General features: G+C 63.1%; 17 protein-coding genes. 11 read left to right on the forward strand and 6 right to left on the reverse strand.

What is annotated here, in order from left to right:
- Positions 1–192: 192 nt before the first annotated feature.
- The 5 genes from NAV32_RS05030 to argH all read right to left on the reverse strand — a co-directional run bounded on the left by NAV32_RS05030 (position 193) and on the right by argH (position 4218).
- A complete protein-coding gene (locus NAV32_RS05030; RefSeq protein ID WP_256051693.1) occupies positions 193–438 on the reverse strand; it encodes a TIGR02647 family protein in 246 nt (81 codons plus the stop codon).
- Between the two features lie 103 nt (positions 439–541).
- Positions 542–961, reverse strand: a complete 420-nt coding sequence (locus tag NAV32_RS05035) for a hypothetical protein (protein WP_256051694.1) — start codon at positions 959–961, stop codon at positions 542–544.
- A 45-nt stretch (positions 962–1006) separates the two neighbouring features.
- On the reverse strand, positions 1007–1534 hold the full coding sequence (locus tag NAV32_RS05040) for a hypothetical protein (protein ID WP_256051695.1): 528 nt from the start codon (positions 1532–1534) through the stop codon (positions 1007–1009).
- A gap of 88 nt (positions 1535–1622) precedes the next feature.
- Complete coding sequence (locus NAV32_RS05045) at positions 1623–2777, reverse strand: NnrS family protein (RefSeq protein WP_256051696.1); 1155 nt, start codon at positions 2775–2777, stop codon at positions 1623–1625.
- A 46-nt stretch (positions 2778–2823) separates the two neighbouring features.
- Positions 2824–4218, reverse strand: coding sequence for an argininosuccinate lyase (gene argH / locus NAV32_RS05050; protein ID WP_256051697.1), 1395 nt, complete (start codon positions 4216–4218; stop codon positions 2824–2826).
- A gap of 167 nt (positions 4219–4385) precedes the next feature.
- Between argH and NAV32_RS05055 the strand changes: the two genes are divergently transcribed.
- From NAV32_RS05055 to NAV32_RS05095, 9 genes are all read left to right on the forward strand, one after another.
- Positions 4386–5450: a sensor histidine kinase gene (locus NAV32_RS05055; RefSeq protein WP_256051735.1), complete on the forward strand. Its 1065-nt coding sequence runs from the start codon at positions 4386–4388 to the stop codon at positions 5448–5450.
- Positions 5451–5455: 5 nt separating this feature from the next.
- Complete coding sequence (locus NAV32_RS05060; RefSeq protein ID WP_256051698.1) at positions 5456–6202, forward strand: LytR/AlgR family response regulator transcription factor; 747 nt, start codon at positions 5456–5458, stop codon at positions 6200–6202.
- Between the two features lie 100 nt (positions 6203–6302).
- Entirely contained in the window at positions 6303–7241 is a 939-nt protein-coding gene (hemC, locus tag NAV32_RS05065) for a hydroxymethylbilane synthase (protein WP_256051699.1), read from the forward strand.
- Positions 7238–8008: a uroporphyrinogen-III synthase gene (locus tag NAV32_RS05070; protein ID WP_256051700.1), complete on the forward strand. Its 771-nt coding sequence runs from the start codon at positions 7238–7240 to the stop codon at positions 8006–8008. Before hemC ends, NAV32_RS05070 begins: the two co-directional genes overlap by 4 nt.
- A gap of 19 nt (positions 8009–8027) precedes the next feature.
- Positions 8028–9203: a uroporphyrinogen-III C-methyltransferase gene (locus NAV32_RS05075; protein WP_423836414.1), complete on the forward strand. Its 1176-nt coding sequence runs from the start codon at positions 8028–8030 to the stop codon at positions 9201–9203.
- Complete coding sequence (locus NAV32_RS05080) at positions 9200–10438, forward strand: heme biosynthesis HemY N-terminal domain-containing protein (RefSeq protein WP_256051701.1); 1239 nt, start codon at positions 9200–9202, stop codon at positions 10436–10438. Before NAV32_RS05075 ends, NAV32_RS05080 begins: the two co-directional genes overlap by 4 nt.
- Before the next feature lie 96 nt (positions 10439–10534).
- A complete protein-coding gene (locus tag NAV32_RS05085) occupies positions 10535–11026 on the forward strand; it encodes a disulfide bond formation protein B (protein WP_256051702.1) in 492 nt (163 codons plus the stop codon).
- Positions 11027–11255: 229 nt separating this feature from the next.
- The gene (rsd, locus tag NAV32_RS05090; protein ID WP_256051703.1) at positions 11256–11720 is read left to right on the forward strand and encodes a sigma D regulator; all 465 of its coding nucleotides are present in this window, start codon (positions 11256–11258) and stop codon (positions 11718–11720) included.
- 98 nt (positions 11721–11818) lie between these two features.
- Entirely contained in the window at positions 11819–12475 is a 657-nt protein-coding gene (locus tag NAV32_RS05095; protein ID WP_256051704.1) for an AlgP family protein, read from the forward strand.
- Between the two features lie 2 nt (positions 12476–12477).
- On the opposite strand, the gene NAV32_RS05100 is transcribed toward NAV32_RS05095, so the two are convergent.
- Positions 12478–12957, reverse strand: a complete 480-nt coding sequence (locus tag NAV32_RS05100) for a TIGR02444 family protein (RefSeq protein WP_256051705.1) — start codon at positions 12955–12957, stop codon at positions 12478–12480.
- A gap of 66 nt (positions 12958–13023) precedes the next feature.
- On the opposite strand from NAV32_RS05100, the gene NAV32_RS05105 reads away from it, so the two are divergent.
- Together NAV32_RS05105 and NAV32_RS05110 are read left to right on the forward strand one after the other, a co-directional pair.
- The gene (locus NAV32_RS05105) at positions 13024–14934 is read left to right on the forward strand and encodes an ATP-binding cassette domain-containing protein (protein WP_256051706.1); all 1911 of its coding nucleotides are present in this window, start codon (positions 13024–13026) and stop codon (positions 14932–14934) included.
- Positions 14931–15512: a mechanosensitive ion channel domain-containing protein gene (locus NAV32_RS05110; RefSeq protein WP_256051707.1), complete on the forward strand. Its 582-nt coding sequence runs from the start codon at positions 14931–14933 to the stop codon at positions 15510–15512. The genes NAV32_RS05105 and NAV32_RS05110 overlap by 4 nt, the downstream gene beginning before the upstream one ends.
- The last annotated feature ends 2 nt before the right edge of the window (positions 15513–15514 follow it).

Below are 15514 nucleotides of genomic sequence, written 5' to 3' on the forward strand. Positions count from 1 at the left end.
GCTGTTGAAAACTCTCTGGGCTGGTCACAGAGCCTCAAAACAGGCTCGGCAACTCACTTGGCTGACGCAGTTTCAATGGCCTGCCTGCACCCATCATCGGCCAGTCAACGCCGGGCTTGAGCAGGCGGCGACGACTGGCGCTCAGAGGGTGTCAGCGGCTCTCGTGATAGTGTCGCACCACTACGAATCGACTCAGGCCTCAGCGGTCTCTGTGAGGATGGTCAGCAGTGTCTGTGCCTGCTCCGCCGCATCGCGGCCAAGGCTGGTGAGATAGCCGCCGTCTGGCTGGCTGGTCAACCCCTTCTGGTGCAGGCGCTCGAAGGCGGCGATGGTGGATGGGCTGGCGTTGTGATGAACCTTGAGGCCTTCCTGAAGGTTTTCCAGGTTGAACTGGCACAGTACGTCCAGTTCGGCGATTTGCTCGGGGGTATACGACATGCTCGTTCCTCGGATGGTGGGCGCTGGCGCCCCGTGTGCTGAGTGTAATGGGAGAACGCATCCCTGGCTTGATCCATGTCTTGCAGGCTGGTGAAACCTCAGGCTATTCCGGTAGCTCAGGCAGGTTGCGCAGCATGGTTTCGTAGGCCTCGGTGTCGAACGCTCGATCTTCGTCGAGCATCTGGCGAATTTCCTGCGCCAGCACCAGCGCCATCATGTGCAGGCTCTCATCGCGTTCGTAACCAACCAGCGTCAGCTTGTTCAGCGTGGCCTGGGTCGCCGCCGGCTCGCCGGCTTCCAGCTGGTTTTCGATGGCCTGTATCAGGGTGGATTCGGCGAAGGCTTCGTCGTCGTGCGGTTCGGACATGGCGCGGTTCTCGGGTGGCAGTGGATTTTCTTCGTCCAACTGGCAAAGGGTGCAGCCACCGTCATCCGGGCGGCTGGTTTCGATGTAGCGTACCCGGCGGCTGCCGCTCTGGCGATCGGCATCGACGCGAAAACGTGGGCGGTCTGATTTCGGCATGGCAACGTCCCTCCGCTGATGGTGTCCGGCAGCTCGCGCGGTGTTTTAGTCGATGAAGCTCAGCGCCAGACACAGCATGCCGAATACCGACCATACCAGCGAGAAGATGAGTGGTGTACGCAGCGAGAACAACAAAGTGCGCTTGTAGCGCCTGCCGCCTGCGGGGCTGTCGCCTTCGCCGAACAGTGCCGACTCGTTGTTTGGCAGTATGCCGACGCGGCCCTCGCGTTGCAGCAGTTCGGCCTGCTTCTGGTGCCAGCGCTCGATGACCTCGAAATTGGATTTGATACCTGGCATCGCATGCAGGGATGTAATCAGGCCCAGCAATGCCAGTACTGCCGGAACCACCAGGCGAAACAGGTTCCCCCAGTCTGGATTGCTGTTGGCCATCGTCGAGGCGAACGCGATCATCAGGAAGGACTGCGAGGACAAATAGGCACTGGTTCGTTCTGCCAGCAATGAGGATTCGAAGTGAATTTCCGAGCGGTAGAACATCAGGCGTTCCCTGGGTGACTCGAAAAGCTCGCCGCCCTGAGTGTCCTGGTTCAGCAGCAGTGTACGAAGGTCAGTCATGCCGGTCCCGGTAAGGTCAAGGGCTGCGACTTTTTGCCAGCCGATGCTTGTAGGTCATGTCTGCCGCCGCGGAGTTCCGGTCGCGGGCTCAGCGTTCCACCGGTAAATGGCGACCTTTGTCGGGATGAGCATCGCGGCACTGCCAGAGCAGCAAGGCCAATGCCAGATAGGCCAGCGTCCAGCAGCCGGCGGCGAGCAGCAGCCAGCCCGTGTGTTGCCAGCCCAGCAGTGCCGGGGCGATACGCGCCAGTGCCGCCAGGCTTATCAGCAACGCCAGCGGATGAATCCAGCGCCGCGCGGCAGGATCACGAAAGCGTTGGACCAGTCGCGTGCGCGCCATCACGCCAAAGGTCAGGCTGCCCAGCGCACCGACGCTCAGGGCGTGCAGGGTGGCGGTCGCGGGGAGCGTCGGGATGATCGCGCTCAGACCGAGCAGCAGCAGGCCGAGGGCAAGCCAGGCATAGCCGAGCAGCAGCACCAGCAGGTCCATCCGTGTCCGGCAATGCCAGGGCTGCCAGCGCAGCAGGCGGATGGCGGTAAGCACGCTGGCGGCAATCAGAGTGGCTCCGGCCAGGCGTTGGAGCAGTATCCAGGGCATGGGCGCGAGCAGCAGCGCGAAAGCGAGCAGGATCAGCACTGCGCCTTCCAGGTGCGGCTGTACGCGAGCGTCCAGCCGTCGCCCTTCATTTTGCGCATGGCCGGCGAGTGCCGGTGCGATGATGCGCCCGCCCATGAAGAACAGCAGGGCGGCGAGCAGCAGCAGCGCCTCGTGCTGCAACAGACGAACCAGGCCCTGATCGAGGCCGCTGGCGGTGACGGCACTGAGCAGGGCAAGCCCGCCGACCACCGGCGCGACGGACTGGTTGCGCCACTTTTTAGCGGCACCGATAAAGCGCGGCAGCACCTTCCAGGCGAGCCCGCTGGCGAACAGCAGCGTAGCGCCGAGCGCCAGCCAGGAGCCGGGCCAGAACAGCGAGCCGAACCGCGCCAGCAGCCAGCAGGCCAGCAGCGCAAGTGTCACCCGCAAGGGTTGCGGGCCGAGCAGGTAGCCGGCAATCACCGCCAGGGCGAAGCCGAAGAGCATTTCCTGAGCATGTCCGGCGGGCGTGGCCAGCCCCGGCAGGGCAGGGATCAGGCCGAGGATTGTCAGTACCGAGACCGGCAGCAGCAGGGCCGCATACAGCGCGGCGGCAGGGAAGAACCAGGCGTTGGCGAAAGGAAGGCGCGGTTTGCGCGGGTGCATGGGCGCCTCCGGTTCGGAGCGGGCAGGCGCCCGCTACGGGCGTGGGTCAGCGGCTGGCGAGCAGGTCCCTGCCGCGCTGCACGGCGGTGCGTACCTGATTCGGTGCGGTGCCGCCGATATGGTCACGGGCGTTGACCGAGCCTTCCAGCGTCAGCACGGCGAACACGTCGTCGTCGATCTGGTCGCTGAACTGGCGCAGCTCGTCGAGGCTCATCTCGGCCAGGTCCTTGCCGGTCTGCACGCCGTACTTCACGGCATGGCCGACGATCTCGTGGCAGTCACGGAACGGCAGACCCTTGCGTACGAGGTAGTCGGCAAGATCCGTGGCGGTGGAGAAGCCGCGCAGGGCCGCTTCACGCATGATTTCGCGTCGGGGCTTGATCGCCGGAACCATGTCGGCGAAGGCACGCAGGCTGTCGCGCAGGGTGTCGGCGGCGTCGAACAGCGGCTCCTTGTCTTCCTGGTTGTCCTTGTTATACGCCAGCGGCTGGCCCTTCATCAGCACCAGCAGGCCGGCCAGTGCGCCGAACACGCGACCGGTCTTGCCACGCACCAGCTCCGGCACGTCCGGGTTCTTCTTCTGCGGCATGATCGAGGAGCCGGTGCAGAAGCGGTCGGGCAGGTCGATGAACTGGAACTGCGCGCTGGTCCAGAGCACCAGCTCTTCGGAGAAGCGCGACAGGTGCATCATGGCGACCGAGGCGGCGGCGCAGAATTCGATGGCGAAGTCGCGGTCCGAGACGCCGTCCAGCGAGTTGCCGGAGATGGCCTCGAAGCCCAGCAGCTCGCAGGTGATCTCGCGCTGGATCGGGTAGGTGGTGCCGGCCAGCGCGGCGCTGCCCAAGGGCATGCGGTTGGTGCGCTTGCGGCAGTCGACCAGACGCTCGTAATCGCGCGACAGCATCTCGAACCAGGCCAGCAAATGGTGGCCGAAAGTCACTGGTTGCGCGGTCTGCAGGTGGGTGAAGCCGGGCATGATGGTGCCCGCTTCGGCTTCCGCCAGGCCCAGCAGGCCTTCTTGAAGGCGGGTGATTTCGCCGAGGATCAGGTCGATTTCGTCACGCAGCCACAGGCGGATGTCGGTGGCGACCTGGTCGTTGCGCGAGCGGCCGGTGTGCAGCTTCTTTCCGGTGACGCCGATGCGGTCGGTCAGGCGCGCCTCGATGTTCATGTGCACGTCTTCCAGATCGACGCGCCATTCGAAGGTGCCGGCTTCAATCTCGCTCTGTATGTCTTTCAGATTGGCGATGATCTCGTCGCGTTCGGCATCGGTCAGCACGCCGGCCTTTTCCAGCATGGTGGCGTGGGCGATGGAGCCCATGATGTCGTGGCGGTAGAGGCGCTTGTCGAACTCGACGGAGGCGGTGAATCGGGCGACGAAGGCGTCGACGGGCTCGCTGAAACGGCCGCCCCAGGACTGGTTGGTCTTGTCGGTGCTCATGAATGCGCTCGCTGAAATCGGGAACTGTAAAGGCGCGGATGATAACAGGGTTGGCCGTCGTCTCGGAGGCATGGCGAACAGTGCGCTGGACAGCATTTCCGAACTTTGCCTGCAACTCCGTGCAGCAGCTCCTTGCGGTCATGCCGAGGCACGCCGACACTGCTGCCATGCAGACAATCCCGCAAAAAACCGCGCCCCCGACGGATGATTTCTTCGTGCCCGAGCTGTGCCAGCCCGAGGCGCTGCTTGGCCTGGTACTGCTGGCCGAGCTGCTCGTACTGGTGCTGGTGCTGGCCCAGCCGATGCAGCCGGGCTTCGATTGGGTGCGGCTGGCGCTGGCGTCACTGTTCGTGCAATGGGTCATGCTGCTGTCGGTCGGGCTGACCTGCCGGCTGCGACCGCTGCTGGCCAGGTTGTCGCCGTGGTTGGCCGGGCTCGTCTGTTGTGCGTTGGTGGTGGGCCTGACGCTGGCGTGCACAGCCGTGGCGGACATCTATCAGTTGGGCGGGCCGCTGTCGCGTGAGGGTGAAGTAAACCTCTACCTGCGTCATGCGCTGATCAGCCTGATCATGTCAGGCCTTCTGCTGCGTTATTTCTACCTGCAAAGCCAGTGGAGGCGTCAGGAACAGGCCGAGCTGCGTGCGCGCATCGAGTCGCTGCAGGCGCGCATTCGGCCGCACTTCCTGTTCAACAGCCTGAACAGCATTGCCAGCCTGATCGCGACCGATCCGCCGCAGGCCGAACAGGCCGTGCTGGACCTGGCCGATCTGTTTCGCGCCAGCCTGGCCCGCCCCGGTACGCTGGTGCCCTGGCGCGAAGAGCTGGAGCTGTCGCGGCGCTATCTGTCCATCGAACACTATCGTCTCGGTGACCGGCTGCAGGTGGAGTGGCAGGTGGACGGCGTTCCTGAAGATCTGCCCATTCCACAACTGACCCTGCAGCCGTTGCTGGAAAATGCGCTGATACATGGAATCCAGCCGCGCATCGAGGGCGGCACGGTCGGTGTGGCGGCCTATTATGCCGATGGCGTATTTCACTTGCAGGTCAGCAACCCCTTCGACGAGACCGCTCAAGCGCAGCCGTCCCGAGGCACCCGGCAGGCGCTGCACAATATAGACGCTCGACTAACGGCACTTTTCGGTCCTGCGGCGAGTCTCAGCGTGGAGCGGCGTAACGCCCGTTACTACACTTGTCTACGCTATCCATGTGCGACACAAAAGCAGGAAGCCTGATCCATATGAATGTGCTGATTGTCGATGACGAACCTCTGGCCCGCGAGCGCCTCGGCCGCCTGGTAGGTGAACTTGACGGCTATCGTGTCCTGGAACCTTCCGCCAGCAATGGCGAAGAGGCCCTCACCCTGATCGAGGAATTGCGGCCTGATATCGTCCTGCTGGATATCCGCATGCCGGGCCTCGACGGGCTGCAGGTGGCCGCCAAGCTGTGCGAACGCGATGCGCCTCCTGCGGTGATTTTCTGCACCGCCCATGACGAATTTGCTGTTGAGGCATTCCAGGTCAGTGCGGTTGGCTATCTGGTCAAGCCGGTACGTCCGGAGCATCTGGCCGAAGCGCTGCAAAAGGCCGAGCGTCCGAACCGCGTCCAGCTCGCGGCACTCACCCGACCCGCGGCGATTGCCGGCAACGGGCCACGCAGCCATATCAGTGCGCGCACGCGCAAGGGCATCGAGCTGATTCCGCTGGCCCAGGTGATTTACTTCATAGCTGATCACAAGTACGTCACCTTGCGGCACGAAAACGGAGAGGTGCTGCTGGATGAACCGCTGAAAGCGCTGGAAGACGAGTTTGGCGAGCGTTTCGTGCGTGTCCATCGCAACGCGCTGGTCTACCGTGACCGCATCGAGCGCCTGCAGCGCACCCCGCTGGGCCATTTTCAGCTGTTTCTCAAGGGGCTCGAAGGCGAGCCGCTGACCGTCAGCCGACGGCATGTTGCAGGTGTGCGTAAATTGATGAGCACGCTATAGCCACAGCTCATTGCTTGAACCGCTTCCTTGATTCCTGCCAACCCAGTGACAGGATCGGGCCTGTTATCATCGCCGGCAATTCATTGTTCTGGAATTGTCCATGTCTCGCGAAATTCGCATCGCTACCCGCAAGAGTGCCCTGGCCCTGTGGCAGGCCGAATACGTCAAGGCGCGCCTTGAAGCCGCACATCCCCATGTGAGCGTCAGCCTGGTGCCCATGGTCAGCCGGGGCGATAAGCTGCTTGACGCGCCGCTGGCGAAAATCGGCGGCAAGGGTCTGTTCGTCAAGGAGCTGGAAACCGCCCTGCTGGAGAACGAGGCGGACATTGCCGTGCACTCGATGAAGGACGTACCGATGGAGTTCCCCGAGGGGCTCGGCCTGTACTGCATCTGCGAGCGGGAAGATCCGCGCGATGCCTTTGTTTCCAACCATTTTGATGACTTCGCTGCACTGCCGGCGGGCGCGGTGGTCGGCACGTCGAGCCTGCGCCGTCAGGCCCAGCTGTTGGCACGGCGTCCAGACCTGAAAATCCAGTTTCTGCGCGGCAACGTCAATACCCGCCTGGCCAAGCTGGATGCCGGTGAGTACGACGCCATCATTCTCGCCGCCGCCGGGCTTATCCGCCTCGGCTTTGGTGAGCGCATCCGCTCCAGCATCAGTGTCGAGGACAGCCTGCCGGCAGGCGGCCAGGGCGCGGTCGGTATCGAATGCCGTACCGGCGACGGCGAACTGCATCAGTTGCTGGAGTGCCTGAATCATCCTGAAACCGCGCTGCGCGTGACCGCCGAACGTGCGCTGAACCGTCATCTGAATGGCGGCTGCCAGGTGCCCATCGCGTGTTATGCCGTGCTTGAAGACGATCAGCTCTGGTTGCGCGGTCTGGTCGGTCAGCCGGATGGCGAAGTGCTGCTGCGGTCCGAAGGCCGGGCGCCAGCCACGGAAGCCGAAGCGCTCGGGGTACGGGTCGCTGAAGAACTGCTGGCGCAGGGCGCCGGAAAAATTCTTCAGGATATTTACGGCGAGGCCGGCAAGGCGTGAGCAGTTGGCGTCTGCTGCTGACGCGCCCGACCGAGGAGTGCATCGCACTGTCGGCTGCACTGTCGGCAGAAGGCATCCAGAGCAGCAGTCTGCCGCTGCTCGCCATCGAACCACTACCGGAAACGCCCGAGCAGCGCGCGACCATGCTCGAACTCGATCGCTACTGCGCGGTCGTGGTAGTGAGCAAGCCGGCGGCCAGGCTGGGGCTCGAGCTGCTGGATCGCTACTGGCCACAGCCGCCGCATGGACAGGTCTGGTTCAGTGTCGGCGGCGCCACGGGTGCGCTGCTGGAAGACTTCGGTCTGGATGCAAGCTGGCCGCTCCGCGGCGACGATAGCGAAGCGCTGCTGGCCTTGCCGCGTTTCAATGAGGTACTGGGTGCCGCGACGGACCCCAGGGTGCTGATTCTGAGGGGGCAAGGCGGGCGCGAGCATCTGGCCGATACCCTGTGTAGTCGAGGCGTTCAGGTAGACAAGCTGGAACTCTATCGCCGCTATCTGCCCGAGTATCCACCCGGAACGCTGATTGAAACCCTGCGTGCGCAGCGCCTCAATGCCCTGCTGGTCAGCAGCGGGCAGGGGCTGGAGTCATTGCATGGTCTGGCGGCTTCCGACTGGCCCGAACTTTGTGAGCTACCCTTGTTCGTACCCAGTCCCCGCGTTGCGCAAATGGCTGCAGCACTGGGCGCCAAAAGAATAGTGGACTGCCGCGGTGCCGGAATCGCGGCGTTGCTGGCGGCATTGCGGGAAACTCCCGAGCCTGCTTAACGATGCAAAGGATGGAAATGTGAGCGAAGTAGATTCCGATAAGACACCTCGGCAATCCTCGGACCAGGAGCCCGCCATCCCCGTCAGGGAAAACCCGCCGAACAAAGCGGCTGCCACCACGCAGAAGAGTGGTCGCGGCGCCTTGGTCGGTCTGGCCCTGCTGGTTGGCCTGGCCGGTCTGGCGGCTGGCGGTTACAGCGTCTGGCAAGTACAGCAACTGACCGGTCAGGAGCAGCAACAGATCGAAGCTCTGCAGGCTACAGGTCAGCAGGCAGCCCAGTTGAACGAGCGCAGTCAGCAACTGGCCACGCGCCTGACACGACTGGAACAATTGCCGACTGCGGAGCAGCTGGGCGAGCAGCGACGTTTGCTGGCGGAACTGCAGAGCGACCAGCAGCGGCTTTCCGGGCGTGTCGAACAGGTGCTGGGCGCCAGCCGTGAGCAATGGCAGCTGGCCGAGGCCGAACACCTGCTGCGCATGGCAATGCTGCGTCTGTCAGCCATGCAGGACGTGAACAGTGCCGTTTCGCTGGTCGAAGAGGCGGACCTGATCCTGCGTCGGCAGGATGATCCGGGTGCCTACGCCGCAAGACAGAAGCTGCTGGAGGGCCTGGAGGCCTTGCGCAGCCTGCCGGAGCTGGACCGAACGGGTCTGTTTCTGCAACTGGGCGCGCTGGGTGGCCAGGCCAACCAGCTGAGCACCCTGGCACCCGAGTTCGAGCTTGGCCAGGCCCAGCCCGAGAGCCAGGGCGGCAGTCGCTGGCGGCAGTGGCTGGACGAAATGACCCGTTATGTACGGATCGATTTCAATGCGGGCACTGACGTCAAGCCGCTGTTGGCCGGGCAAAGTCTGGCACAGGTACGGCTGGCCCTTTCGCTGGCCATCGAGCAGGCGCAATGGGCCGTACTCAACGGCAACGCCGAAGTTTATCGGCAGTCCCTGGCGCAGGCTGTCCGCCTGATCGAAGATCATTTCAACGAAGACAACGGTCAGAGTCGCGGGCTGCGGGATCGTATCGCGGCACTTTCCGGACGCCAGGTCTCGGTCACCCTGCCGGATCTTGCTCCTGCACTGCAGACCCTGCAGGCCTATGTGCAAAAACGTCAGACCGGCAAGAGCGGCGAGCCGGTCGAGGTGGACGAAGAGCCTGCTGGCGAGGCTGAACAGGCGAGTGAAGAGGATGTGCGCACATGAAGCGGCTGGCCATTTTCCTCATCGTTCTGCTGGCCATTGTTGGTGCTGTTGGCTGGGCCATCTCCAAGGACGCAGGTTATGTCCTGATCAGTTACGACCGCTTTCGCTATGAGTCGAGTCTCTGGGTTTTGCTCGGGCTGATGCTCTGCCTCTGGCTGCTGACTGTGCTGGTGCGCTGGGTCCTTGGCGTGCTGCAGCTGTCTGGCGCACTGGTCAATCCCTGGTCGCGTCGTCACCGCGAGCGGCGCATTGCCAAAGCATCGCGCAGCGGATTGCGTGAGCTGGCTGAAGGGCAGTGGAGCAACGCGCTTGTCCACCTGCGAGTTGCCGCCGAGCATGACCGCCAGCCTCTGGTGCATTATCTGGGCGCTGCCCGTGCAGCCAATGAGCTGGGCGAACATGAACAGAGCGACGAGCTACTGCAGCGTGCGCGTGAGCGTGAGCCGCAAGCTGGTCTGGCCATCGGCCTGACCCAGGCGCAGTTACAGATCGCCAGAGGTCAGTATGCCGAGGCGCGAGAAACGCTGAACGGGCTGCATGACCAGCATCCGCGCCATCACTATGTGCTGACATTGCTGCAACAGCTCTATGTGCAGCTGCAGGACTGGCCTGCCCTGTGCCGCCTGCTTCCTGAGCTGCGCAAGCATCGTGTACTGCCACCGGCACGGCTGAGCGAGCTTGAATTGCTGGCCTGGACGGCGGCCATCGAACAAGCTGGCCAACTCCCCGAAGCAACTGCTGAAGAGGCGCGGCAGGCGCTCGGACAGCGCTGGCAGAATGCGCCGAGCAGCTTGCGCAACGAGCCGGCGCTGGTGCGCGCCTATGCCGACGGTCTCGCACGCCTTGGGGACGAAGCCAAGGCGGAGGACGTCCTGTACGCAGCGCTCAAGCGCCAGTTCGATGATCGCCTGGTCGAGCGCTATGGGCGTGTGCAGGGGCGCGAGCCGGCGCGTCAGCTGAGTCATGCCGAAGGCTGGCTGAAGGATCACCCGGGCAATGCCGAGTTGCTGCTGGCGCTGGCCCGGCTGAGCCTGCGCAACGAACTTTGGGGCAAGGCACGCGACTATTTCGAAGCCAGTCTGCGACTGGAGCACCGTCCGCAAACCTGTGCCGAATTGGCACGGCTGCTGGCGCGGCTGGGTGACAAGGAGCGCAGCAATCGACTGTTTCAGGAAGGGCTTGGGCTGGTAGACAGTTCGGGCGACAGCCGATTGCAGGTGATCGGCAACAGTTAGCAATGGGCGCAGGCGCTTGCGGGCGCCTGCTGTCAGGCTTGCAGCTTGCCGCGCAGGCTAATACCGTAGCGAGCTTTTCCTGCCTGCGGAGCCTCCATGAACCTGGCCAGCCCTCGTTCTCTCTTTCTACTGGCGTTCATCGGCTGCGTGCTGATGATGGTCGCCGCACTCTACCTGGAACATGTGGTCGGGCTGGCGCCGTGCCCGCTGTGCATCGTTCAGCGTATCTGCGTGATCGGCTTCGGCCTGGTTTGCCTGGTGGCCGCGCTACACGGGCCGCGCAAGGCCGGTCGTCGTGGTTATTCGGTTCTGGCCCTTTTGTTTGCGCTGGCGGGCGGTGCGACGGCCATTCGGCAAATCTGGCTGCAAAGCGTGCCTGCCGACCAACTGCCCAGTTGCCTGCCCAGCCTCGAATACATGATGGATGCATTGCCGTTCCAGGAGATTGCCCGGCTGGTGCTGCATGGTACGGCCGAGTGTGCCGAGGTCAGCTGGACCTTGCTTGGCATGAGTATTCCCGAATGGACCCTGTTGTCGTTTGTCGGCATGTCGCTGTTCTGTTTCTGGCAGATGCTGCGGCGCGATTGAATGATCGCTGCGCTTGGGTGTCCGATATCGGATCAGCGCGTTTTGCGGGTTTTGGGCGGGTGTCGAACAAATGATTCGCACGGCTTGAAGCTTCGATCGCCGGGGCTTAGTCTGCTCGGGCAGCGTTGGATTTCGTCATTGCGTTGCCACTCACCCAAGGCCGATATCCCCAGACAAAAAAGTCTCGGAAGGCGCAACAGACAACATCGATTAGGGAAGTGAGGTCATCATGCTCGAGAGCTGTCGGAACGCCCAGGAACGCTGGGGAGGTGTGCACCTGCTGATCGACCGCTGGCTGCAGGAACGCCATGAACTGATCAAGGTATTTGACGGACTGAATGGCGGCGAGGCTGCGCTGAGCCGACCGGCTTTGCAGCGCTTCTGCCAGATTCTGCTGGACTATGTGTCAGCAGGGCATTTCGAGATATACGAACAACTGCTCCAGGAGGCCGAGGCCTTCGGAGACGCGCGTGGCCTTGAACTGGCTCGCCAGATATACCCGCGCATCGAAGCCATTACCGATGTTGCCGTGGCATTCAATGATCGCTGCGACAAGGGTGATTGCCTGGACAGCCCCGGCCTGCATGAAGAGCTGAAATGCCTCGGACAGCTGCTGCATGAGCGATTCGAGCTTGAGGACTGCCTGATCGAGGTCCTGCATATGGCGCACAAGCAGGCTGCCGCTACGGTCTAGTCGCATGCCGGCTAGACGCCATGCAGGCGGTGCCGGTGTTTGCTGAATGCGGCAGTCCGTCTAATATGGCCGCACCCATATCGCCAGGAGGCGTCTTCATGCCCGCGAAGAAAAAGTCGGTTACCACCCCGTTGCATCTGCTTGAGCAGCTTTCACACAGTCTGGTGGAGCATTTGCAGAAAGCCTGCGCCGACGCGCAGAAAGAGCCGGAGCAGCTGCTTGCCAAGCTCGAAAAGCAGCGTGGCAAGACTCAGGAAAAGCTGGTCAAGGCGAGGGCCAGGCTCGACGAGGCCGGTAACGCAGGCAAGTCCAAGGCACAGGCCAAGGCTCGTTCGAAGCTGGCTGAGCTCGACGACATGCTGGCGCTGCTGCAGGCACGCCAAAGCGAGACCCTGAGTTATCTGGCCGATCTCAAGCGTGATGCTGAAAAGAGCCTTACCCTGGCGCAGGGTGTTACCAAGGTCGGACAGGCTGCAGCGCAGGCACTGGCTACCCGTGACAAGGTTTCTGCATCAACGAAAGCGCCTGCGCGGGCTCGCGCGGTCAAGCCTGCAGTCAAGACCGCTGCAGCCCCAAAGCCGGCTACAGCTGCTCAGTCCCCCGAAGGCAAGGCAGTGGCTACCAGGGCACCTGCTGTCCGTCCAGCCGCCAGCCGCGCCAAGCCCGCGACTGCGCCTAAGCCCGCCGCCAAGCCCGCAGCGGTGAAGAAACCTGCCACCCGCAAGCCGGCTGCCGCAACGGCGACTGACTCCTGACATCAGCTGTTTAGGCTTCTCGCCAAAACCATTGCCGCGCGCCGCAGTTTTTCCTGCGGCGCGCGCGTATCGCCAGTGAGCGCGCTGCACAGCGCGCTCAGCCAGTCGACTGATTCCTGCCCCGCCGGCCATTGTTGCGCTGCCTGTTGCAGCCGTTCGAGCAGAATATATTCGGCGTCCAGTTCCAGTCGCTTCACCTCATCACGTAGAGCGCCCAATGCGCTATCCGTCGCCGCTTGCTTGCGCCAGGCCTGACGCAGGCTGCGTAGTGGCGTGACCACCTGGGTCTGCCAGTCATGACTGACACGTCTCAATTGCTGCAGGCGCTCTGGCGTGCAGGCGACGGTGCGCAGCTCCAGCCATGCGCCCGCGAGCATCAGGCAGACATCCGCACCCGCTGCCTGCAGCTCAAGGCAGGCGCTTTCCACGCCGGGTTGTGCATAGCAGGTCAGGGCGAAACGGCGCAGATCGTCATGGGGCATGGGTCGTGATTTTTTTCCTGGCCGCGCGGATGGATTCCAGGCGAACTGATAAACTCCGCCGCCATTATGATCCGACTTCAGAACCTGACTCTACAGCGTGGGCCCCAGCGTTTGCTGGAAGGCGCCGAGCTGACCCTGCATCCCGGCCAGAAAGTCGGGCTGGTCGGTGCCAATGGCGCCGGAAAGTCCAGCCTGTTTGCTCTGCTGCGCGGTGAATTCACCCCCGATGGTGGCGACTGCCAGTTGCCCCCGGACTGGCGCATTGCCCATATGCGGCAAGAGGTCGATACGCTCGACCGCCTGGCCGTGGACTATGTGCTCGATGGCGATGTGCCGCTGCGGCGAATTCAGGCCGAGCTGGTGGTCGCCGAAGCTGCCCATGACGGCAGCGCACTGGCGCGGCTGCATACCGAGCTGGACAACGCCGACGGTTACAGTGCCGATGCACGTGCGCGCAAACTCCTTGCCGGGCTTGGTTTTGCCAACGAGCAGATGCTGCTGCCAGTGAGCAGTTTTTCTGGCGGCTGGCGCATGCGCCTGAACCTGGCGCAGGCGCTGATGTGCCCCTCCGACCTGCTGTTGCTTGATGAGCCGACCAACCACCTGGATCTCGATGCGATTCTCTGGCTGGAGGCCTGGCTGAAGAGCTATCCCGGCACCCTGATGCTGATTTCCCATGACCGCGACTTCCTCGACGAGGTGGTCGGCAACGTGGTGCATGTCGATCAGCGCAAGCTGACCCTCTATCGCGGCGGCTATTCGGCCTTCGAGCGGGCCCGTGCCGAGCGGCTGGCGCAACAGCAGCAGGCTTTCGAAAAGCAGCAGGCGCAGCGCGAGCACATGGAGGATTTCATCCGCCGCTTCAAGGCCAAGGCGAGCAAGGCACGCCAGGCACAGAGCCGGATCAAGGCGCTGGAAAAGCTTGAGGAGCTGGCGCCGGCGCATATCGATTCGCCGTTTGATTTTGTCTTCCGCGAAGCGGACAAGGTCTCCAGTCCCTTGCTGGATATGAGCGAGGCAACGCTCGGCTACCCTGAAAAAAGAGTACTGGAGAAGGTCAAGCTGCAGCTGGTGCCTGGCGCGCGCATCGGCCTGCTCGGCCCCAATGGTGCGGGCAAGTCGACGCTGATCAAGACGCTTGCCAACGAGCTGCAGCCTCTGGGTGGACGGCTGCAACGTGGCGAGAATCTGGTCATCGGCTATTTTGCCCAGCACCAGCTGGATGCTCTGGATGCCAAAGCGAGCCCGCTGCTGCACCTGCAGCGCATTGCGCCGGGTGAGCGAGAGCAGGTCCTGCGCGACTTTCTCGGTGGGTTCGATTTTCGCGGCAATCGCTGTGACGAGCCGGTGCTGAATTTTTCCGGTGGTGAGAAGGCACGTCTGGCGCTGGCGCTGATCGCCTGGGGCAAGCCCAATTTGTTGCTGCTGGATGAGCCGACCAACCACCTGGATCTGGAAATGCGCCTGGCGCTGACGCTGGCCTTGCAGGATTTCGAGGGTGCCGTACTGGTGGTGTCTCACGACCGGCACCTGCTCAAAAGCACCACGGATGAATTTCTGCTGGTGGCGGAGGGGCGGGTCGTCGAGTTCGAAGGCGACCTTGAAGACTATGCCCGTTGGCTGGCCGACTACCGTGTGCGTCAGCAACCGGTCGCTGCGACTGATCCGGCAGGCGATAAAACCGACAAACGCACGCAGCGTCAGGCGGCTGCAGCGTTGCGCCAGCAACTGGCGCCCCTGAAACGGCAGGCGGAAAAGCATGAGAAGGATCTGGCCGGCGTGCATGAAAAACTTGCGCTTGTCGAGGCGCGTCTCGCCGATGCCGCGATTTACGAAGCGGCGCGCAAGGATGAGCTGCGTGACCTGCTGGCCAGCCAGGCAGAGCTGAAGGCACGCGAAAACACGCTGGAAGAATCCTGGATGGAGGCGCTTGAGGCGCTGGAAAACTTGCAGGGCCAGCTCGAGGCCAGCACATGAACGAACAATGGCTGATGCTTGTCCAGGAGTGGGGCGACCAGCTGCTGCTTGGCCTGCAGATCATACTGATCCTACTGATTGCCTATGTTCTGCAGCGTCTGGTGGTCCGTGGCCTGACGCGTCTCGGCAATCGCTATCCGCTGCCTCCCGAGCTGCTGCTGCCGCTGCGTGGCGGCGTTCGCTGGTTCATCATCGGCGGTGCGCTGATCATGGTGCTGGAGCGTTTCGGCGTTTCAGCGACCGTGCTCTGGACGGCTTTCTCCGGCTTTGTCGCGGTGGCGGCAATCGCCTTCTTCGCCATTTGGAGTGTGCTGTCGAACCTGCTCTGCGCCGTACTGATCATGACCGTCGGCCCCTTTCGCATCGGCGACCTGGTGGAGTTGGTCGAGAGCTTTGAAAAGCCCATCGTCAAGGGCCGCGTCACCGACATCAACCTGCTCTACACTACCCTCGAAGAGGTGGCTGAAGACGGAACCGGCGCGACCGTGCAGGTGCCTAACAGCCTGTTCTTCCAGAAGGTCGTGCGTCGCTGGCGCGGGACCGACATTCAGACCATCAAACAGATATCACTCGAGTAACC

It is taken from the genome of Stutzerimonas stutzeri, assembly GCF_024448695.1.
Classification (GTDB): Bacteria; Pseudomonadota; Gammaproteobacteria; order Pseudomonadales; family Pseudomonadaceae; genus Stutzerimonas; species Stutzerimonas stutzeri_T.